We start from the raw sequence: 21,888 nt of genomic DNA, 5'->3' as shown, positions 1-21,888 counted from the left end.
TCGTCCGGGACTTGGGTGTGTGATGATGGCGCCGGATCAGACCTTTGAAGACGTCGCGGATTTGCCAGCGCTTCAACTGCCACCGCTGCCCGGTGACCCGGCTACCGTGTCCTGGCCAGATGGCGATCTGGTAACAGCAGCACCCCTGCCGGCTGGCATCAACAGGGACGTACTTCAAGCTGCATCAAACTGGTCGTTTGACCGTGCCATGCATGGCACAACAGAGCAGGTGACCTTGAGTTTGTTGGTTGTTCACCAGGGGCAGATTATCCATGAACGCTATGCACCGGGTGTGGACCATCTAACCAAAACAAGAACCTGGTCCACAGCCAAAAGCATTGCGGTGACCTTAATCGGGATGCTGGTTGATCAAGGCAAAATGTCGCTTGATGAACCGATGGATATAGACTGGCTGCCCGAAGCTGATGCGGCAGATGCTGACCCACGCAATGCGATTACGCTGCGCCACGTGTTGAACATGTCGAGTGGCCTGTATCCGGTTGACAACGGACTCGAATACGCCACAGGATCAGGGCTGTCGTACTGGGCCGGCGCAAGCTCGATTCGCGGCGCGCGCAACCGGGCATTGATCAGGGCACCGGGCACCAATTGGGATTATGAGAACTACGATACGCTACTTGGATTGTATGCGATGAAGCGCGCCCTGGGCGACGACCAAACCTATCTCGAATTTCCGCGGACTGCGCTTTTTGATAAAATAGGCATGCGCAACACAATTCCTGGTGTTGACAGGTTTGGAGACTTTATCATGAGTAGCCAGATATACACCAATGCCAGAGACCTGGCGCGTTTTGGATTGCTGTATTTGAATGGCGGTATGTGGAACGGCGAGCAGTTGATCTCACCGGAGTGGATCGCGTTTACGCGAACGCCTGCGCCGGCTACGGCGGATGACGGCAAATTCTACGGTGGCCAATGGTGGCTTGTGCCGGATGATCGAACCGATGTGCCAGCTGATGCCTACGCAACGGCCGGCAACCGCGGCCAGTACGTGGTTGTGGTGCCCTCGCACGACCTGGTAATTGTGCGCAGGGGACTCGACTTTGGCCGGCAGGGATTCAACCGTTGGGATCTAACCCGCGAAGTGTTGAAGGCGTTTGAGTAGCCTGCTGTGAGCCTTTTGTGTTTTCTAACGTTCAGTTAGCGTCTCAATTGGTGTTAGCAGCACCTTCCTGAATTCAACCTCGGCGCCTTCCGCCTGCAACGCAATTTGTCCGCGGTGTACGGTCGCATTGTATCCATCATTGACAAGTTCGCCGTTAAGCCACACGCGTAGTGTGTTGTCTACGGTCTCAATCACCATGGTATTCCATTCGCCAAGTGGACGCTCGGATCCGTCTGTGAGGTTCAGAATCCGGCGCGCTTTCCCTTCTACGATGCCCCAGTCTTCTTCAGGACCGCGGCGTTCAACCATGTTGTCGACTTCAATGTCTTCCACAATTACCCAGAAGTCGCCGGCATTTTCGTGCATCATCTGAACTTCGATGGATTTGGGAAACATCTTGTAAAGCGAACGCGGTGTGGAAGCATGGACGAGTACGCCGGAATTGCCGGGTTCGCCTGTAAAGCGGTATTGTACTTCGAGCCGGTAGTTTTGGAAGACTTCGTCTGAGATCAGGTGTCCCCTTGGTTCTCCAGCGCTAACGAGGTAGCCATTGCGGACGAAGAAGGAGGGGGGAAGCCCATCGAGGGAATCTGCGGCCGGCACATCGGCGTGCCATCCTGAAAGATCATGGCCATTGAACAGGTGTCGCGAAGCGGTCTGTGTGGGCAGGTAGGCTTCCGGTATTGGGTGCCGTTCACTTTCCTGTTGCCAGAAGACGGACATGATCCACCAGCGTGTGCCGTCGTAAAGCAACTGGAAGCTGTTGATGCCGCGGCCACCCACCGGGCCGTCTATTTCGTTTTTCCACGCGTAAGTGCTGAGTACGTGCGCGATGTTGCCAAACTGCTCTGTTTTGCGGGCAATTTCGTACTCGTAGAAGCCGGCTTTCTTGAAAAAAGGATCTGCGCGATCAATAAACCCTTCAACATCCATCACGTCGACGGTGTATGCGCCTGAGCTTTCATAGCGTGTTGGCATGTGCCGTGATTCCGGATGAAAGAGCGAACGCTCGCGGTCCCAGTTGCGGGGCTCGTCTGCTGTGCCTGAAATCACGTCATAAGATGCATCAATGATGGCGTCAATGGAGGAGACATCAGCCGGCGAGACCTGGTATGTATCCGTTGCCTGGGCGTAGCCGTTCTCGAATAGGCAACAGGAAAACAGGAGAAGGCAAAGCGTTCTATAACACATGATGGAATGTAATTGGTGGTTTGCTGAACTCAAACATTAACGCGGTAGCTGAGGTCATTGGCATCGTCGCCGGTCATGCCACGGAAGCCCCATTGGTGATGTGCCTGTTCTTTGATTATAATCTCTATATCAACAGGATCAATAGCCAGTTTATTTTTGATTTCCTTAAACAAGGTATAAATCAATTGCTTCTGTGTTGCAATTTGCCGGCCCGCCATCATGTTAATCTCAATGACCGTGTAAGCATCTGATCGTCCACCTGGGTAATAGAAATCAGTTTTGTCCATCGGCATAAATCGGTGGGCGCGTTTGTCTTCCGGAAAGCCAAGTACAGATTGCATGCAATTGTGGATCACATCAGACAGCATGGCTTTAATCGGATTGAGCTTCTCCTTAATGCCGTAAATAACAATCATACTGTTTAAGTCAACGTTTTAATATCCGCCACTCTACACCAAGTAAAAGCACACGTGCTTCCTTGGACCTAAAGCGCAACAGTAACAACGACCCGCTGGTAACGCGTAAGCGCCGGCATGCCATCATCTGTAGCTTCCAGAATCAAGTGAATGTTGCAGCCAGGCACAGCGTCAGTCGGAATTTGAACGGTAGCCGTCAAAGCATCTGTTGATTCAATGGAGACTTCACCCGTATAGCTGTCTGCTTCAATGTATTGCCACCACCGCGTAGCCACGGTATCTCCGTCAGGATCGCTAACAGATGCTTGCAACGTGATGGTATCACCCGGTTTTGCGGTGATGGTGTGCGGTCCAGTTAGGTTTACGACTGGCTCGTGGTTGGCATCTTCGAAAACTGATGTAACAGACCACTTGAGCCGGCTGGCAAAATCATGTTGTGCTGCACCAAAAAAGCGGGCCCGTGTGTATTCTTGATCAGATCCGTTGGGGCCTACATCTTCACTGTTGCGACCACCCCAGCCACCATAGCTTGCATCTTCGTACCCGCGCAACCCATTGTTTATAAGATTCATAAACGTCGGCGTGTCACCTTCCGAAATCCACGATCCCTTTTCCTGAACGGGCATCCAGACGATGTAGCCCATCGCCCGCAGTTCTTCGTCGGTGTATCCATCCAGGCCGAAGTAATCGAAAATATCATCTTTCACCATCTGAACACCGTCACCCCACACCCGGTAACGGGCGCCCATAGGGCCCTGACTGGAGACATTGGTCGCTGTCCAGGCTGCGCTGAGAATATGAAGGTCTTCAGGCAGTACCGAGCCGCGTGCACCATAGCCGTACGTACTGTTAGCCATTTCCCTGAATTCGATGTCCGGCCAATTGGGCTGAATGTAGGTTGCATAGACATCGTCCTGGTCGCCATAGGCTTGAATGATGGCTTTCTCAGATACGCTCAGTTGGATAGCATCCCAGTTATCAGCTTCAGCGTACTGCTCCTGAATCGATTTCAAGGCCCGGCCGATCGTGCTTTGTCCGCCCCAGGCAAGCAGATACAGAGGCGTGTCATCATTGTCGAGGAGTAGCGACTTAATCAAGTCTGATCCCGGTGTGTCTTTCGAAATGTCGCCGTCAAACTCAATATTGCCAATTTTGATTTTGGCGAGTAATTCGGATGGCGCGGGGTAGTCTGGGTTGTGTACAATGAGGTTATCATATACTTCCGCATACGTTTCAACAGCCTCATGGATAAACCGGTCATCTTCAGCCCAGCGCCACGAAGTGCAGGGGCAAATGTCGAGACCAAAGCGTGTGTATTCCCTGCCTTCCACTTTCCAGGTTTTGCCGGTACCGTCGCCTTTCCAGTGGAACTGGCTACTCGCATAAATCAGACCCTCGGTCTGGAAATCTGTACTGTAGAGCAGGTACCTGAGGAGCGAATTGAAATCGTCGAGTTCAGGGTCGGTTGTGACAACAACACGGGGTTTTTCCTGTAAATGATCTGTTGTGTTTGGTGCTTCAGCGGCGCAGCCGGCCAACATTACAAGAAGTGTAGCGCGAAGAAATAGGTGTTTGTAAATCAATTCAGTCATTCGGGGCGATTATACAGTAAACGGTACCCTTAATCTACAAATTTTGTCCTGTTAAAATGCATGGGACAAGGTACACCCCTAAGCGATGCCAGCATCTTAGCGCGATCTGGTTTTAAAAAACGCCCAGATGGTTTCCGCCATTTCGATGTCCTGGTTGCGGTTGCCCTGGATGCGCCTGAGTAACCGGCCCATTTGGGCGACCTTGCTGGGTTCGGTGTGGCCGGCGCCCCGCATTTCATAGGCAATAACAGCAGGGCCCGCGGGGGACGTTTCTCGGATGTGTGCAACAACTGTGGAGCCATCAGCGCTGTTTTTGTCTGCCAGTTCAACAGTTGTCTCCTTTACGTTTTCTAACCCGTTCCAGGCAGTCCAGGCCATCGTGGTCTCGCGTGCCGAGAACACTTCACCGCGTCCGCCAGCCATGGCCCCGCCTTCAAAAGGTGCCAGTGGATCGTCGGTGCCATACATCAACAGGACAGCGATAGGTGTTGTTGGTGGTTTGCAGTCATGTGTTTTGGGGAGCAATGCCACAAGCGGTGCAATGGCAGCTAGGGCATCCGTCATTTCCATGCCGGCCCGCATGGTCATGTGTCCGCCGTTCGACATACCGGTCACGTACACCCGGCTGCGGTCGCCGTTGTGTTGCTCAACAGCGTAATCGATAAGATGCCTGATGAATGCGATATCGTCGGATTGCGGATTGCCTTCGAGTCCGGGCCGGCAATCATTCCAGCCTGTTTTGGGCCGCCGGCCGCCGCCTTTTAAGCCCAGTGGATACATGACCATGAAACCTTCGCGTTCCGCAACGTCCACCCAGACTGAAGAAGCCGACTTAATTCGCCCGGTACCGAGGATGTGTCGCATGCTGTCTCCATGCCCGTGCAGGTAGATCACAATCGGCAGCAGGCCCCCTGTTGGCTCGCTGGGGATGTAGTAGCTGAATTCTCTTTCAGCACTTTCAACTGCAAGCGTTTCGCTGTGCAATCCAGGCGATTCAGCTTTTTGTGCAGCAGCCGTTCCGCATCCAAAAATACCGAGCAGGCAAAGGATAAAGAAATAAGCCGGCGATCTGAAGCTTCTCATAGGTGACGTTTTCAGCGTTAAAAGGCTGGGACGTGGCATAACAATACAAAATCAAATTCGTAGGTTGTTGTAATGTAATGCGTATTGCTGAACAGCTTTTACCTGCATAGTCAATTGAAGTGTCATAGCCGCATTTCTCGCGTGCGGTAGACTCCTGATGCGTATCGTGCCCCCTTAATTAATGAAATTACAGATGAAGGCTTTTACGAAGCACAAATATGGTGGACCAGAAGTTTTGCAGTTGGAAGACGTAGAAAAGCCGGCTGTGAAAGCGGGACATCTCTTGGTAAACGTAGTTGCCAACTCGGCAAATCCGGCTGACTGGCATATTCTGCGTGGCTCGCCTTTTTTTGCTCGATTTGCATTTGGCCTCTTCAAGCCCAAAGAGAAAATCCTCGGCGCAGACTTTGCCGGTGTTGTTGAGGCCGTTGGGCAGGGGGTGACCCATTTTAAGCCCGGAGACCGTGTGTTTGGAGAAACCCTCAAAACGGGTTCATTTGCTGAGTACGTGTGTGTGCCGGCTGAGGCCAGTGGCTTGATGCCAGACGGACTCGGTTTTCCGGCAATGGCTGCAACCCCGGTTGCCGGCCTTACAGCATTACAAGAATTGATCACGCATGGTAAATTACAGGCCGGCGAATCTGTGTTAATCAACGGGGCATCGGGCGGAGTAGGGCACTTTGCTGTGCAGATTGCTAAAGCATATGGTGCCCGCGTAACCGGCGTGTGTTCGAGTAGGAACGTTGATTTCGTAAAGAGCCTTGGGGCACATGCAGTTGTTGCTTACGATCGCGAATCGATTCATACACACACGGGCAACTATGACCTGGTGGTGGACAACCACGGTAATCTGACGTTGCAAGACTATAAGCGCATGGGCAAGCGCGGCGTTGTTGTAGGGTTTACTACGATGAAGCACATGATAGCCCTGCTCATAAAGGCCGGCTTCAGCAGGTACCCACTTGCGCAGTTCACCGCGCAAGCCAGTACACAAGACCTGGAGACACTGGCTGCATTAATGAAGGATGGCAAGGTAAAGGTGCATATCGAGAAGACGTACCCGCATAACCAAATCCCTGAGGCTATCGCATACATTGAGGCCATGCGAACCCGGGGGAAAGTGGTGATGTCGTGGGGGTAGAAACAGCTTAACGCCGGATTCTCCTTGGTTTTGTCTGTGTTGTTCAATTTATGAGCGATCAAACTGTCGTCATTGGGCTTGCCTAATAGCAGCAAGTGGTAGCTAAAAAACTGCGCATGTTGCGGCCCTTGATTACACAAGACGTGGGACGTACTGGGTAATCAAAAAGGCAGTTGAAGATAGACTGCTTGAGAACAATAGTATCAACCTTGATTTGTAAGAGTGGGTTATCCAAAATCAGTTCAGAATTTTCTTCAATGCCCTCCCTGTATCGCGTTAGCTGGGGCTCGAAGCGTTGAATAGTGTCTGCCATGTTTTTTATTAATGTTGAGTCTGAAGGATCTTCGGTTAGTTCAGATAAGATTGGCTGCGTTACTCGCGTCAGGACTGTGTGCAATTCTAAGATTTTTTCATCAACGCGCATTAATTCATATTGTAAAGCCTGTTCTCGCTCTTTGTAAGCTGCTAGCCAAAGTTGTGTGATAGACTGTGGCTTAGCATGTTCTATTGGTGTAATGCTCAAGACCTCCTTCTGCGACCACTCAATCCCTTTTTCGCGATCCTTTGTGCTCAAGCTAGGGTTAACTCCACCGCAAATTTTGAAATGACTATCTTGCTTAAGACCAATTCTCAATGAAGTGAGTGCTATATTCATGCGAGGCTGCTCTTCTGATCTTATTTCAATTAATTCAGCATTATCTACTAGCTTTTCTGCATCGTAAATGGAAATCCCAGGATCAAACTGTAGTTCAGTTTTAACTGTACAACCCGTAAGGAAAAGCATTGACAACGTCGCGATAGTGTATTGTGTAATGCGCTTGAGATTCATAATCGCATATGGAGCTGAGACAAAAAATATGATTTGTTTTATTGCACTTGCATCCGACAACCTGAAGCGAAAGCAGTAATGCAAGGGGAGGTGTTATTTTAGGCTTCCTATCTACGTGAGTAATGCGCTGCAGTTTAATGCCGAGATATTTAACTGGAAGAATCTTTTGGCGCAATTTGAATAAGGTGGTATTTGGAAATGGTGCCTCACATTTGCGATCCAGAACATGAATCTCATATTTTGGCGCATTGCGTCACCATTGCTCTACACGTTTTGCCGCTATGACCAAGCCCTTGTATTGTATCCTTGTAGCCGTTCTGTTGCTAAGCCTGACCGCCTGCCAGCAAGCGCCTCATCAACGTGCTGCCGATGAAGCTACATCCAATGCCGAGAGCATATGGACGGAGGCAGACCGGGCCTATCTGCTTGAGAACCTGACCTTGACAAAGCAGGGGTTGCTTGATGCCACCGAAGGCCTAACAGCTGACCAGTGGCGCTTTAAATCTGATGCAGATACCTGGTCTATAGCAGAGGTTGTTGAGCATCTTGCCTTGATCGAGTCGTATTATTTCAGGGACTTGTTGTACGGGCAATACACCCCTGAGCGTCCCGAATTGGTTGCGCAGGTGACGGGGAATGATGAAGCGTTTGTTGCTTACGAGAACGACCCAGGCACGGCCACTGCGGCTTTGTATGCCACGCCCACTGGCATGTTTGAGACGGGAGATGAGCTGATGAATTATTTTACGCGGTTTAGAGATCAGGTAATTGAACTCGTGACATCAACGGACAGCGACCTGCGTTTACATTTTGCCTATCGGGCACCCGGAAGCGGGATTTGGGAAGCCCGTGATTTGCACCAGTATACGCTGACTTTGATTTCGCATGCAGCGCGTCACACAAACCAGATCAATCGAATCAAAACAGCTGCCAACTATCCTGGACGCTAGGTTGCTTAATCGTCAAGCTGGCGCATTTCGTTTTCCAATTGCTTTATGCGCTGCTCCGCAATTGCGGTCCGTATTCTGGTTGTCAATTCCTCTGCTGCTTTTCTGTGCCGGCGCGTAAATTGCAGCTTTACCAATCCCGGTGAAGAACTGGGGATGTCGGTGGCAGTTTTCATGCTTCGGAACTGCAGCTCAATTCTCGTCTGGAAAATGTTTTTGACAAATTTAGCTGAAGTAATCTCGCCAACAGGGATTTTGATTTCATTGACTTGCTTCGAGAATTTGGTCCACGACCACTTGTCGAATTCCACGATAAGATGAGGTAGCTCGAACCTGATGAGGCCGGCATACTCTACACCCACCGGTATTTTGAAAGGAATAGGATCCATTTTTTACAGACTAAAGCGTTGAAAGCTTCGCTGGTTACGCAAATCTAACCAGAAAAATAGCAGGTTGTTCGTGACGAAATGATACCGAAAAAAATTGAGAGTATCGTATGCCACCCTTTTTCGACAGGCTTGAAATGCCAGGTGGGGGCGATGTGGAACCAGCCGCCTCTAAGGTTGCGGTCCAACCATCCGATGAATCAACGGTCGTGCATCGGTGAAATCAGCAGCGTCGATTTTGTTGTCGATAAACACAGATAGCAGGTCTAGCTTTTTGATGGTGCTGTTTGCTATGTCTCCAACAAAGCATGTTGCAATTTCGCCGGCCATAACCACTTTGTAGGGCCGGTTGTAGTAGTCTCTGACAGTGTTTGTTATTTGAGGTAGTTCATCTGACGTATTGTTCAGGGTAATAACTTCGCGATACAGGCTGGCAACCTTTTCTTCAATCAGCATTGGGTCATTTTCTCGCAGTACTTCTGTTATAAGCTGGTCGATCGCGGAAAGCCCAAGTGTTTTGAACATGGCGGTAAACCATTTTGAGTAAGGGATGTACCGCTTTTGGATTCCAAAGCAGATTTTCATGAGTTGGTTTATAATGCGCGCTGAAATGAGCTTCACGCCGGCATAGTCTGCATGTTCGATGCATCTGCCAAGGAAGGCTTCTTCATTGGCGATGCCTTGCCAGAGCGCTGCAATTTTGAGTTTTTGCACATCCAATGGATAATAGCTGAGTCGTTCACGGAGAGGCGTGAGTATCCGCAATCCGTCGTGAAATACTTTGCCGGCCGTAGCTTCCAGCAATACTTGCTCGGGTATGCGAACCCAGTCAAGCAGCGTCAACTCGTCCAGGGGCTTTCCCAAAATGGAAAGGACAAACGCATCGATGCTGTAAATTTCTATCAGGTGGTTGACGGGCGGTCCGGTAGCTGGTGCCATGCGCCGGATTGGATCTCCTGGGTTTGCGGCAAAATTTGTGGGCAGACCCATGAATGTCACAGGCAGGTTTGCTGACAAAAAAGCATCAAGTTCTTTTTTTCGATGCAGGTCAGATTCGTCCAGGAAAATCTGAAGCCTCGGCCCCCAGTTATGGTCCATGCTCGTGGCAGTGTCGAAGCCGAGCACGTCAGAGCCATAGCCGAGTAGGCTGCTGGTATAAGTTAGCTGTGGGTCAAATTGCTGCACGAGGGGCGCGACAACTTCGTGGTAATACTTTTCGTTGAGCGTCAGCCCTTTGATAAATTTCATGCTGTGGCAATGCTGCATTCCTCAGGATACAATCGTTGATACGGCTACTCGTCCTTTTGGATACAGCGTTCCCAAAGCGTGGCATTTAGCATGGTAACAAATAAAAAAGGTTGGTTGTTTGGACGCTGCAGGCACAAGGTGTACTTGATGCAGCAATCCAAACAGCCAACCTTTAGGTAGACTGTGACGCAGCTTTACTTGAGCATTGTCATGGTTCTGGTGAAGGTCTGGTTGTTGTAGCGGAGCTGGTAGAGGTACGTGCCTGTTGCGAGGCCTGCACCGGCGTTGTCTTTACCATCCCAGGTAACGCTGTGCTCACCCAGATCATAATTGCCATCAGCCAGTACCCGTACTTCTTGCCCGAGTGCATTGAAAATGCTGATCCGTACAGCACCACTCTCTTTCAGCGAGAAGCGAATTTCTGTTGTAGGATTGAACGGGTTCGGGAAGTTTGGATGCAGCGTGAATGCGTCAGGTGTTTCGCGCTGGTCAGCGATGCCGGCAATGGGGCCGGCTGTTGAGCAATCAAAGCTCGCATCGCTGTTCTGGCTCGCATCATACGTCAGCGAGCCATGCGTGACGTTGTCAGCACAAATACCAAGGTCACTTGGGCGCGACGTGAATTGGTCTGATGTGAGCACAACTTCGCCGCTACCATTTGTGACTCCTGTGTCACTGCCTGTCAGATCACCACCAAACGTACCGGTAACTGTGGCATCTGCAACCGGATTGCCGTTGCTGTCGTGAATCAACAAGGTTGCTTCAACATTACCCACGCCACCCGCACCACGTGTAATGGCTGTGGTGATGTTTTCAACATGCATCGTTGACGCACCGCCACCGCTGCTCACGGTTACGTTCTGGCTGGTTGTGCCGGTAGCGCCTTCGTTGTCGGTCACTGTCAACGAGACGTTAAAGGTGCCGTCAGCAGAGAAGGTGTGGCTAGGATTTTGGCTGGTTGATGTACCATCGCCCCCAAAGTCCCAACTCCAGGATACAACAGAGCCATCGGTGTCTGTACTTGTATCGGTAAAGTCTGCTGTAAGGGCCGAGGCTGAGAACGTGAAGGAAGCCAATGGTGGATTGTTGTCTCCGCCATTGTCAACTACGGTCACATTTTGGCTTGTTGTATTGGTGCCGCCATCGTTGTCGGTGACGGTCAGGAATACGTTGAAGGTGCCAGCAGACGCAAAGGTGAAGCTTGGGTTTGGATTATTCGACGTGCCCTGGCCGGCAAAGTCCCAGCTCCAGGATACAATGGATCCGTCTGCATCAGTACTGGTGTCGGTGAAGTTAGCCGTGAGGCCGGTTGTTGAAACGGTGAAAGAAGCAGACGGCAGATTGTTGGTGCCACCTTCCATGATGACCATGCCATCTCGTGCATCTTGCATCAAGCCCAATGCCTGGTTCAGGAAATCATCGCGTTCACCTGTACTTGCCGCGTTCTCGGCATCGGTAATGGCATCCATACCCTGAGTAAGTAGCGCGCGTTCGGGGCCGTGTAAGTTGCCCCGGTCGAGAACACCTTCGGAGTCCTCCAGGTCTATTTTAGCCAGGTTCATCAATTTCAGGCTCTCCGTAAGCTCAAGTTGCATGGCGCGCAAGATGTATTGCTCTGCGCTGCGGAGGTTGTCGATGGTGTTGATAACGCGGAGGAAGTCCTCGATCTCAAAAGCACCAGTTCCGAGCACAATTCCATCTACCAGCTGCCCGGCAGGGGAGCTGTTGAATGTGTCTGTTGCGTAGAAGACAACAGCGTTGCGCAGCGACTCTTTAGAGTTGTCGTGGAAGAACGGAGGTGTGTCAGCAGCCTCTATAATCGAAGGAACGTTGAACTTTCCATCACCGAAACCTAGCGCAAGGCTGCCATCGTGGCCGGCGCCGCCGTCGATCGGCATAACTTCACCGAGTCGGTCTGCCGGGTTCACGCCGTCTTCTACATCCGTGTCAAAGTTTGCGTTGGTGCCAGAGAATGGGGTGATCGTAGCTTTTGCACCGGCGTTACCGTGGCACTGGTGGCATTTGTCTTGCCCCATAAAGCGGGCTTTGCCGCCGGCGACGCTCTGGTCGAGGAAGGTCATGTTCTGCAGATCCATTTCTTCCTGCCGGCCCAGGGAAAGCTGGAAGGCTTCCAGTGCGTCGAGTTCAAAGTCGGTTGGTAACCGGAAATCAACGCCTTCGATGCGGTTCATGGTCAGCGGGTTGTGCTGATTCACCGCGCCGATCGCAAATTCTCTGATTGTACCCGTGCCAGGTGATCCATCTCCGTCCCAACCCGTTCGGTGCAATTTGCCAGGGTCGCTTCCATCGTCGGTGCTTGGTGTGATAGACAACGCCTGTGCGAAAACGTGAGAGACGCTGCGCATGACAAACTTGTTGGCCGGGTCATCAAAGCCGTCAGCATTTACAACGATGAGCGCCCGTTCGCGCATCAATACCGGGTTTTCAAACCGCAAGCCGCCATTCTGATCGAAGTCGAGTGCAGGAATGTTCTCTGCAACAAACAACGGATCGTCTGCCGGGAGGGTGGCGATAAATGTAGGGTCAATCGTAAAGTTGTTTTCTGCAGGATGGCACGTGCCGCAAGTTCTGCCGTTGCCATCAAACGTTTCGTTGAAGAAAATTTCTTCCCCGTCTTCTACGAGGGTTTGGAATACTGATAGGCTGGCCGCAGCTTCGTTGGCATGAGCTGTAGGCGCGGCGAGTGCGAGCAGGTTCTGCTCGTCGTCTGGGGCCCGTAGGCCGCTTGCCTGGACAAGTTCGTCCCTATAAAGGCGCTGGAACAGACCAGGCATGCCATAGAGGAGGCCTGCTTCTTCCGGGCGAATGCCGGCTTTGGTGATGACAATGGCATCTATTTCAAATTGAAGCAGGGCATGTTGCTCGAGCTGTGCGTGCAGGGTGGCGCCATCAGCTTGCCAGTTGAGCCGGCCCAGGTAACGAATGTTGTCGCCGTCTTCAGCTTTGACGGTCTTGTCTTCACCACTGATGTTGTCAACAAGCCATGCGTCAAGTGCATAAGCGTCGCTCATATACTGGATGTTGACAGAAATTTTGCTGTCGATAAAATTAATACGGGCAGTGCCGCGCGCAGGGGTACGCTCAGCGGAAAGTCCTTTTGCCCATCCGATGGGCACAACGACCTCGGAGGCGCCCTCGTAAGATGTTAGCTGTTCTTTCCATTTTTGATAGGCTACGTTCAGGTTCTGGGCATTACCTATCGTGGCTTTTGGTGCAGAAGCTATTTCATGCTGCTGATGAGCCTGTGTTTGGAAAAAGATAATGCAGACAAAAATGGCAATTGCCAGCGCGGTAAGTTTAACAAGTTTCATGAGGCCTTCCTCCTTAAAGAGCAGCGACGGTGCTGCTGAAAAAATGAACTATGGCGGAGGGCGGAACACAAAAGAGAAGCCGGGCAAGTCTTCTTAGCCAGAGGGCGCTGGTCAGCGTATTTCGAACAGAGTGGTAGATTGCAGCCGCTAAGCACGGCGTTGCTAGTGAAGTAGCATGCAGCGCTCCAGTCTTGCATCTCGGGCATGCAGTGGGCGTGAAACCAGCTGATTTAACTAAGTGCTTTACAAGAGAAAAAACAAGCTAAAGTGGCGCGTGCAGTAGCTAGTTTTGGAGTATAAGATTGTAGTTCAGCAGGACAGAACCGTGTTAAAAAGACAGCACGTTTTGCGCAGTGCATTTGGGGATTGGAGCCCCTGATGTAAGGGTTGATTGGCAATAGGTTGAGCATGTTGATGTACGTATTGCGTGGTGCCGTCCCCATTGGTATCCGGCCAACCTGGCGTAACAAGATCAAAAGCGCAGCCGTAAAGCACGCATGCGCAAGATTTACCCGCAAGACGAACTTGTCTCCAAATACGTTCAATATTACTGGCAGCTAGGTTTAGACGAGGTTCGCGATGCGAAGCTAAGCTGTATCCACGATTTTCCCTGTCTGACACCTGAGTTGATTCTCGACTTCGAAGGATCAGCTACATTTTTCTACAAGGGACAACTACACCAATTCAATCCACGCACCTTGTTTAGTTACATGGATGCGGGTATCTCGGTTGACCTTTCCGGGGTTACCAACTTTACAGTAATTCGCTTTAGAAGCATAGGGCCGGCAGCAATTCTCCCCTTTCTAAGGTGTGCAGCGCGCGATTTGGTTCAAACGCAATTTGTAGATGCAAACCACGTTTTCAGCGAACCCATCTCAAAGCGCATAATCCATACCGTAAGAGCAGGATCAGTGAGCCAGAAACGTGATGTGTTAGACAGCTGGTTGCGACGGTGCTTTGCAGTTAATCGAATTGGCTTGCTTGATGATCTGTCAACAGAAATACAACCCCATCACGACGTCTCTGAAATAGCGAAGATGAGCAACCTGTCGTTAAGTAGTCTGGAGCGCTATTTCAAACGAGAGTCGGGGTTGACCCCCAAGAAATTTCTCCTCCACAATCGGTTTAGATTGGTATTGCAAGACATAGCGAGTCCTGATGCTACCGATTGGCATGACCTCATCGTGAAATACAATTACTACGACCAAACACATCTCATTAAGGAGGTTAAGCGATTTAGTGGTCTCACGCCTACCGAACTGCTTCGCGTAAATAACCTCTCAACCCTTCGCATAATAAACTAGCCGTGTAATCTGACGGTTTTTTACTATCGCCACTTTCGCGTCAAATCTATATTTGACCATGGCGAAATACTATTTGAAAATATCACGATACAGGCGCCGGCTATTTGTGCTTGGCTGCTGCCTTGTTCTTCTTTCGAGTTGTCGGATCAACCAATCGACGCTTGAGCCGGCTGAACTGGAGCATGAACTCGCTAAGGTTCTTGTCGAATTCGAAGCAAATACGCGAGATTTTACGGCGATCCAATTGCATGTGGAGGCACCCGTCATGGGCGTTTCGTGGTCGGGTGCGCGAGGTGTGCGAGACAAATACACGGCAGATGCAATCAAACCGGATGACACATTCCGGATTGCAAGCATAACAAAGACCTTTGTTGCAGTATGTGTTTTGCGCTTGCATCAGGATGGTCTATTGAGCCTTGACGACAGCATCACCAAATATGTCTCTCCTCAACATCTGGAGATACTGACGGTAGGCGGGTACGATGTAGATGCGATCACAATCCATCACCTGTTAAATCATACCAGTGGCCTTTTCGACTATGGCGTCGGCTCCTCAACCTACCTGGAGAAAGTTAAAGCGCGCCCACAAAAAACATGGACCAGAACGGAGCAGATTCAGGGGGGCATGGATTGGGGGAAGCCGCAGGGGCCGCCAGGCGGGCAATACCATTATTCTGATACGGGCTATGTACTACTTGGGGAAATCATTGAACACATTTCTGGGAAGGATCTCGCAACAGCTTTGAGGGAGATTTTACGCTTTGACGAAGCCGGCCTGTCCAAAACCTGGCTCGAATCAATGGAGCCTGCAAAAGACACTACAGGCCGGATACATCAGTACTTCGGGGATATCGACATCAATGAAGTAAGCCCAACGGTTGATCTCTACGGCGGAGGCGGGCTTGTCTCCACAACAAAAGATGTTGCACGATTTTTTCTCTCCCTGCACAATGGCGACTACTTTTCGGGAAGCGCCCCGCATCCGCTCTATGGTACCAGCTATGTAAGAGCTGCTGGTGCTGGATTGGATGATTCAGTAATCAAATTTGATGTGGCTTACACGCCCGACTACCGCTATGGTATCGAGCGCATTGAAATAATGGGGTATGAAGCGTTCTTCCATTCTGGTATTTGGGGCACGTGGGCGCTGGTTATCCCGGCGTTGAATGCATCCATTGTACTAAATATCTCAAATGGAGCTGCCGGCGCGATGCCCCTCAAGCAAACCGTTTCTCTGCTTGCAAGAGGCATGGGTAGCATTCAACCTAAACACAGCCAATCTAAACACAGCCAAGCTGGGCCGAACTGATGGAAAATATGAATGCAACTGGACAGGGGCTGGCCATAGCGCTTCGAGGAGTGCAGTATGGGTATAAAAAAGACACGCCGATCATAAAGAATCTTGACATGAGCGTTGGGATGCATTCGATCTATGGCTTCCTCGGTATCAACGGTGCGGGCAAAAGTACAACAATCAGGAATATCCTTGGCTTGCTTTCTCCGGATGCTGGCACAATCAAATTGCATGGCAAATATGAGAATCCAGGAGACATCGAATGTCTGATGGAAATCGGTTCGCTGGTTGAATCACCATCGATTTATCGCCACCTGAACGCCAGAGATAACCTCAGGATTTGCGCCCTCTACCGAAATGTGGAGCCAGGACGTGTAGATGACATCCTTGCATTGGTTGGCCTGGCTGAGGCAGGAAAAAAGAAAGCCAAGCATTTTTCTACCGGCATGTTGCAGCGGCTTGGGCTTGGCATCGCGCTTTTATCCGATCCAGACCTGCTTATTCTTGACGAGCCAACCAGTGGATTGGATCCACACGGCATTATTGAAATCAGAGCGTTGCTGAAGACCCTCCAGGCCCGCGGCAAAACCATTTTTTTGTCCAGCCATCAGCTTGCTGAAATAGAAATTCTTGCTACAGAAGTTGGCGTCTTGCATGAAGGCCGGCTCATTTTTGAAGGCAGCATCGAAAGCCTGCAGGAAGTCCGATCAGGTAGCCTCGAAGTTGAAATTGAAGTCTCTGCGCCGGCGCAGTGTGTTGCGGCGTTGGGATCTGGATATGCCCCGAAGATTGTGGACGAAAATCGCCTGCGTATTCCACTATCAGGCAAGCAACAAATCCCTGCAGTACTCAGGCAACTGCTAGATCGAGATATAGACGTTTTTGAAGTGGGTGTGCTGAAAGCGGGGCTTGAAGAACTCTTTGTGTCTCTGACAAAAAGCGAGGTTGGAAATGAATAAGCGTATGTATTTGCCGCAGGTTCGGACGGAGTGGTTGAAGCTCAAACAAACGCCTATTCTTTGGCTTGCGCTCGTAGGGGGGCTAACGGTTTCTTTGTTGATGACGCTGGTTTATTATTTCAATCCGCAGAAGCTGATTCGATTTAGCACAAATCCGTGGGCAGAATTTTATCAAATCGGCTATCATATCATTAGCCTGGTTATGATTGTCCCATATCTGGTTTTGGTTGCGGCTTCTGTGCATCAACTTGAACATCAATCCGGTGGATGGAAGTACTTGTATAGTCTGCCTGTTTCGAGATTGGGGATCTATGTTGCCAAGGTAGTTATGCTGGTTGTTCTCGCTGTGTTGCCCGTGCTGGTTTTCCTGATAAGCTCCTTGCTCTGCGGGCAATTCCTGTCTCTTACACGGCCTTTCTATGAATTCCAATTCTATCCGTCGGGGGTGTTGTTGGCGGCAAACAACCTGTTTCATGCGGGTGTTGCATCAGCCGGCGTGCTGGGTATCCACTTTTGGCTGGGTTTCAGGTTTAAAGGGTACATCGTCCCTATTGCGCTCGGCCTTCTTGGGTTTATTGTAAGCATAATCGTTTTTGAACGATGGGCATGGGCAGAATATTTCCCGTACTCATTTCCCACGTCACTACAGGATGATACCTCTATCTTTTTCGGACTTTCCAGTGTTGAGTGGCGCAGCCTGCTCTGGTTTGTTTGTTTTGTGGGATTGGGGTATCTGCAAGATAGGAAGCGAGATATTGTGGATTGATTCCCCGCCAAATGCTGGTTATTAAATATGACCCTTTCCTGCAGCAGTACCAACCTACTGCAAAACGAGGTAAAGTAGCATTTTTTATGGGTACCTTTTCTTTAGCGAGTTCTTTATTATGCTAGTCAAGAACCGTTTGTCAATTCAGGAAAAGAGATATATCCCGGTATGCGATTCTATAAGATACTTTCCCTATTAGTCTTAATCATACTTCTTGCTCCACTAAAAACAGCAACTGCCCAGCAAACGCGTCTTTTGCGGATGCCGGCCATCAGCGAAAACCACGTGGCTTTTGTATATGCTAACGATATTTGGCTTGCCGACCGGGATGGCAGCAACGTGCATCGCCTGACAACCTTTGAAGGGGCGGAGACGGAGCCACATTTTTCACCAGACGGCCAGTGGGTTGCGTTTTCGGGGCAATATGATGGCAACACCGATGTGTTTGTTGTTGGCGTTAACGGCGGAGAGCCTCGTCGACTCACATGGCACCCTTTTGCTGACATTGCCCGCGGCTGGACTGTCGATGGTTCTGCCGTTGTGTTTGCATCGGGGCGGACCAATGCACCGGTCCCCATACCTCGTTTCTGGACCATCGCGCTGGATGAATCTTTTCCTGAAGCACTGCCATTGCCGCGTTTGCAAAACGGTAAATTCTCCCCGAATGGCGCAAAGATGGCTTATGAAATGGTTACGCCCTGGGAATCTGAATTCCGTAATTACCGTGGCGGACAAAATAATCCCATTCGAATCATCGACCTGGAATCGTTAGACGTAGAAAAACTCCCATGGGATGGTACAAAGGACCAGCATCCAAACTGGATTGATGACACAGTCTTTTTCTTGTCGGACCGCGACTTTACCGTAAACGTGTGGGCGTACAGTACAACCGATGGCACACTTGAGCAGCGCACATTTTTTGAGGAGTTTGACGTGAAAAATCTGGAAAGCGGGGGAGGATCACTCATTTTCGAAAACGGCGGCTATCTCTATACGCTGGATGCACAGGGTGGTGAGCCGGCACGCGTGCCGATCACGATCAATGGTGATTTTTCGTGGGCCAGGCCCCATTGGGAATCTGTAGGCGGCATGGTGCAGAACATGGATATCTCACCCAATGGCAAGCGGGTTGTGTTTGAAGCGCGTGGCGAAATTTTTACGGTGCCGGCGGAGCATGGCGCAACCCGCAACCTCACCAATTCATCAGACACAGCGGACCGTGCGCCGGCGTGGTCGCCCGATGGGCAGCATATTGCATGGTTCTCTGATGCATCGGGAGAATACAAGCTGGTCGTTGCGGATCAATTTGGCAAGGATGTGCAAAGCTTCGACATCCCTAATCCTACCTTTTTCTACAATCCGGATTGGGCGCCAAATTCTCGACACATCGCCTTTACCGATATGGACCAGAACCTGTGGGTTTTTGATACAAAAGAAGGCGAAGGCTATATCGTAGACAATGCGATGTTCTCCGTTAACCGCATGTCATTTGATTGGTCACCTGATTCCAAGTGGCTGGCATATAGCCGGATGGAAGAAAACCAGTACCATTCCATCTACGTGCATAATTTGGCAAACAAGGCGTCAACTGCGATCACTGATGGTATGGCTTCCGCCATTTCTCCCGAGTTTGACGCCAGTGGGAAGTATATGTATTTCCTTTCCAGTATCAATTATGGCCTGAATGTGGGCTGGCTTGATATGACGTCGTACGATCGTCCTGAGCAAAGCTCGGTACATGTTGTGGTACTTGCAGCAGATGAGCCTTCTCCGGTGGCGCCCAAAAGCGATGACGAAGCTGTTAAAGAAGCGGATGAAGATGAGGAAGAGAAAGAAGAAGGAGAAGAAGAGGCGCCATCTGGCGTGGAAGTGACCATTGATTTTGACGGCCTGACACACCGCATCATAGCGCTTGACGTACCGACTAGAAGTTATAGAGGCCTGATTGCGGGCTCTGAAGGTACCGTGTTTCTTGCGGAGGCTATTGAAAACCAGCCCGGTGTTACGCTGCAGCGGTACAAAATGGCTGATCGTGAATTGGACACGTTTATGGCCGGCGTGCAATCCGTTGCTATATCTGATGATGGTACAAAAATGCTGGTGCGAAGCGGCGGCGGCTATCAGATTGTCGGAAGTGACGGAGGTCCCAATCCATCGGACGGTAGCGTGAATACGTCAGACATGCGCACGTTTGTGGATCCTGCAGCTGAATGGAAGCAAATGTATGCGGAGGGGATCCGCCTGCAACGCGACTTGCTGTACGTAGAAAACGTACACGGGCTAGACCTCGAATGGGTGAAGCGCGCCTATGGCCCGATGCTCGACCATGTTCGGCACCGGAGTGACCTGACTTATCTGCTCGATATCCTGGGTGGTGAGACGTCAATTGGCCACTCGTTTGCAGGTGGCGGCGATGTGCCTTCCGTTGAGCGGGTTAGCGTAGGCTTGTTGGGTGCTGATATTGTGGCTGACGGGGAATTTTATCAGATCAAAAAGATCTTGCACAGTGATCCTTGGACCAATGGTTCGCGTGCTCCCCTGAGTGGCCCAGGTATCGATGTCAATGAAGGGGACTATCTGCTTGCGGTAAATGGCCAGCGGCTTCGCACCAATGATAACTTTTTTAGCCGGTTTGAGCACACGGTTAACAAAGAAACGGTCTTGACCCTGTCTTCCAATACGCGGGGGGATGCTGCGCGCGAAGTAAAAGTGTATCCCGTGCCCTCTGAAGTAGGACTGCGAACACATGATTGGGTTGAGTCGAACCGGAAAAAGGTAGACGAACTGTCAAACGGACAGCTGGCCTATGTGTGGCTACCCAATACGGGGCGGGGCGGCTACAACAATTTCAACCGCTACTACTTTGCGCAGAAGCACAAGAAAGGCGCTGTAATAGATGAACGCTACAACGGCGGCGGCTCGATTGCTGACTACATCGTGGATTACCTGGATCGCGACCTGCAGGGGTATTTCAACAACAATGTGGGCGACAAGCAGCCGTTCACAGTGCCCAACGGCGCGATCTTTGGTCCGAAAGTGATGATCATCAACGAACGCGCCGGCTCCGGTGGCGACATGTTGCCGTATCTCTTTAAGCAACGCGAGGTTGGCCCATTGATTGGCACAAAAACGTGGGGCGGTCTCGTTGGCTGGGGTAACCACCCACCACTGATCGACGGTGGTTTTGTCGGCGCTCCCTGGGTCGGGTTTTACAACCTGAATGGGGAGTGGGATGTCGAGAATATCGGCGTCGCCCCGGACATCGAAGTGGATGAAGATCCAAAGCTGTCAGCTGCAGGCCGGGATGCGCAATTGGAGCGGGCTGTGCAGGAAGCACTTAGGATGCTGGAGACGGAGGCGGTGGAGTTGCTTCCGCAGCCGGCTGATCCGGTCCGAGTTAAGCGGGCTGGGCAGTAGGGTTGGAGAGGCGAAGCTTGCACCGGTCTTCGCTATACTGAAGTCTCGTCATGCCGGACTTGATCCGGTATCCACAGGTATGGCAGTTGTGTTTACTTTTTGGAAAACCGCTGCCACCGCGGTGGATGCCCAATCAAGTTGGGCATGACGGTGGCGTTTTAGGATTTGCATGGTAGTGGTGTTTTAGGTCCAGTGTGCTTCTGTTCCGTAGTCATTGGTTTCATTTCTTTAGATAGCTGGTAGCATTCAAGCCCACCAAAGACCTGTTGCGAAACAGTGTGTCCTGGCTTAAATGCGTTACGCCGCCGGGTGTGGATCTGAACTCGCAGTAATCCATGTGCTCGACGGGGATGCGAAGCCATGCTGCAATGAAGAACGTCAACGCAAAGCCATGGGTGATGACAATTGCTGTGTGGTCTATGCCTGCAAGCTCGTCTTCAATGAAACGGGTGATTCGCGCCCCAACTTCTCTGCGCGATTCAGCACCTTCGAAGACCCGGTGGTCGAGTCTGTTGTTGTTGGCCGGCACAGGGTTGATGTGCATGTCTTGCCACTGCCGGCTCATGCCTTCGGCACTACCACAACTCATTTCCCTGAGCCTCGGATCTGCTTTGTACGTGCATCCAAACACCTCCTGAAAGATGGCCGCCATATCTGTGCAGCGCTTGAGATCAGAAGAGAAAATAGAAAGTGCATCTGCCTGGACTTGTGCGGATAGACTGCGCGCAACTCGGTGCGCATCAGTCTTTCCTTTTTCTGTGAGTGGTGTGTCATACCAACCACCACCCAATTGTTCAACGTGATGAACGGATTCCGTGTGCGTGATGACAAAAATGTTTTGCAAGACGATTGACCGA

17 protein-coding genes are annotated in these 21,888 nt (G+C 50.9%); 8 read left to right on the top strand and 9 right to left on the bottom strand.

What is annotated here, in order from left to right; genetic code table 11:
- On the top strand, positions 1-1,126 hold a 1,126-nt coding region (locus AAF564_16345; GenBank protein MEM8487125.1), incomplete at its 5' end, for a serine hydrolase.
- A gap of 24 nt (positions 1,127-1,150) precedes the next feature.
- On the opposite strand, the gene AAF564_16340 is transcribed toward AAF564_16345, so the two are convergent.
- From AAF564_16340 to AAF564_16325, 4 genes are all read right to left on the bottom strand, one after another.
- Positions 1,151-1,810, bottom strand: coding sequence for a DUF1080 domain-containing protein (locus AAF564_16340; protein MEM8487124.1), 660 nt, complete (start codon positions 1,808-1,810; stop codon positions 1,151-1,153).
- A 536-nt stretch (positions 1,811-2,346) separates the two neighbouring features.
- On the bottom strand, positions 2,347-2,733 hold the full coding sequence (locus tag AAF564_16335) for a tautomerase family protein (protein MEM8487123.1): 387 nt from the start codon (positions 2,731-2,733) through the stop codon (positions 2,347-2,349).
- Positions 2,734-2,801: 68 nt separating this feature from the next.
- Complete coding sequence (locus AAF564_16330; GenBank protein ID MEM8487122.1) at positions 2,802-4,325, bottom strand: nucleoside hydrolase-like domain-containing protein; 1,524 nt, start codon at positions 4,323-4,325, stop codon at positions 2,802-2,804.
- Between the two features lie 96 nt (positions 4,326-4,421).
- On the bottom strand, positions 4,422-5,408 hold the full coding sequence (locus AAF564_16325; protein MEM8487121.1) for a PHB depolymerase family esterase: 987 nt from the start codon (positions 5,406-5,408) through the stop codon (positions 4,422-4,424).
- A 193-nt stretch (positions 5,409-5,601) separates the two neighbouring features.
- On the opposite strand from AAF564_16325, the gene AAF564_16320 reads away from it, so the two are divergent.
- Complete coding sequence (locus AAF564_16320) at positions 5,602-6,549, top strand: NAD(P)-dependent alcohol dehydrogenase (GenBank protein MEM8487120.1); 948 nt, start codon at positions 5,602-5,604, stop codon at positions 6,547-6,549.
- Positions 6,550-6,631: 82 nt separating this feature from the next.
- Here the strand turns inward: AAF564_16320 and AAF564_16315 are convergent, their stop codons facing one another.
- Complete coding sequence (locus tag AAF564_16315; GenBank protein ID MEM8487119.1) at positions 6,632-7,378, bottom strand: hypothetical protein; 747 nt, start codon at positions 7,376-7,378, stop codon at positions 6,632-6,634.
- Between the two features lie 281 nt (positions 7,379-7,659).
- On the opposite strand from AAF564_16315, the gene AAF564_16310 reads away from it, so the two are divergent.
- A complete protein-coding gene (locus tag AAF564_16310) occupies positions 7,660-8,328 on the top strand; it encodes a DinB family protein (GenBank protein ID MEM8487118.1) in 669 nt (222 codons plus the stop codon).
- A 5-nt stretch (positions 8,329-8,333) separates the two neighbouring features.
- Here the strand turns inward: AAF564_16310 and AAF564_16305 are convergent, their stop codons facing one another.
- The 3 genes from AAF564_16305 to AAF564_16295 form a co-directional block, all read right to left on the bottom strand.
- Complete coding sequence (locus AAF564_16305) at positions 8,334-8,714, bottom strand: hypothetical protein (protein ID MEM8487117.1); 381 nt, start codon at positions 8,712-8,714, stop codon at positions 8,334-8,336.
- 168 nt (positions 8,715-8,882) lie between these two features.
- On the bottom strand, positions 8,883-9,959 hold the full coding sequence (locus tag AAF564_16300) for a DUF4037 domain-containing protein (GenBank protein MEM8487116.1): 1,077 nt from the start codon (positions 9,957-9,959) through the stop codon (positions 8,883-8,885).
- A gap of 194 nt (positions 9,960-10,153) precedes the next feature.
- On the bottom strand, positions 10,154-13,291 hold the full coding sequence (locus tag AAF564_16295) for a PKD domain-containing protein (protein MEM8487115.1): 3,138 nt from the start codon (positions 13,289-13,291) through the stop codon (positions 10,154-10,156).
- A gap of 497 nt (positions 13,292-13,788) precedes the next feature.
- Here AAF564_16295 and AAF564_16290 point away from each other — a divergent pair, with 497 nt between their 5' ends.
- The 5 genes from AAF564_16290 to AAF564_16270 all read left to right on the top strand — a co-directional run bounded on the left by AAF564_16290 (position 13,789) and on the right by AAF564_16270 (position 21,031).
- Entirely contained in the window at positions 13,789-14,595 is an 807-nt protein-coding gene (locus tag AAF564_16290) for a helix-turn-helix domain-containing protein (GenBank protein MEM8487114.1), read from the top strand.
- A 58-nt stretch (positions 14,596-14,653) separates the two neighbouring features.
- Positions 14,654-15,904 carry a serine hydrolase domain-containing protein gene (locus AAF564_16285; GenBank protein MEM8487113.1) on the top strand — a complete coding sequence of 417 codons (1,251 nt, stop codon included), beginning with the start codon at positions 14,654-14,656 and terminating at the stop codon, positions 15,902-15,904.
- Between the two features lie 8 nt (positions 15,905-15,912).
- Positions 15,913-16,848: an ABC transporter ATP-binding protein gene (locus tag AAF564_16280; GenBank protein ID MEM8487112.1), complete on the top strand. Its 936-nt coding sequence runs from the start codon at positions 15,913-15,915 to the stop codon at positions 16,846-16,848.
- Entirely contained in the window at positions 16,841-17,614 is a 774-nt protein-coding gene (locus AAF564_16275) for an ABC transporter permease (protein ID MEM8487111.1), read from the top strand. Before AAF564_16280 ends, AAF564_16275 begins: the two co-directional genes overlap by 8 nt.
- Positions 17,615-17,782: 168 nt before the next feature.
- Positions 17,783-21,031, top strand: coding sequence for a PDZ domain-containing protein (locus AAF564_16270; GenBank protein MEM8487110.1), 3,249 nt, complete (start codon positions 17,783-17,785; stop codon positions 21,029-21,031).
- Between the two features lie 220 nt (positions 21,032-21,251).
- On the opposite strand, the gene AAF564_16265 is transcribed toward AAF564_16270, so the two are convergent.
- Positions 21,252-21,888: histidine phosphatase family protein (locus tag AAF564_16265; GenBank protein ID MEM8487109.1), on the bottom strand; the 637-nt coding region annotated here is incomplete at its 5' end.

The organism is Bacteroidota bacterium (assembly GCA_039111535.1).
In the GTDB taxonomy this organism is placed as follows: domain Bacteria; phylum Bacteroidota; class Rhodothermia; order Rhodothermales; family JAHQVL01; genus JBCCIM01.
The sequence above is the reverse complement of the archived record's forward strand: the minus strand, read 5'-3'. Positions and strand labels throughout refer to the sequence as shown.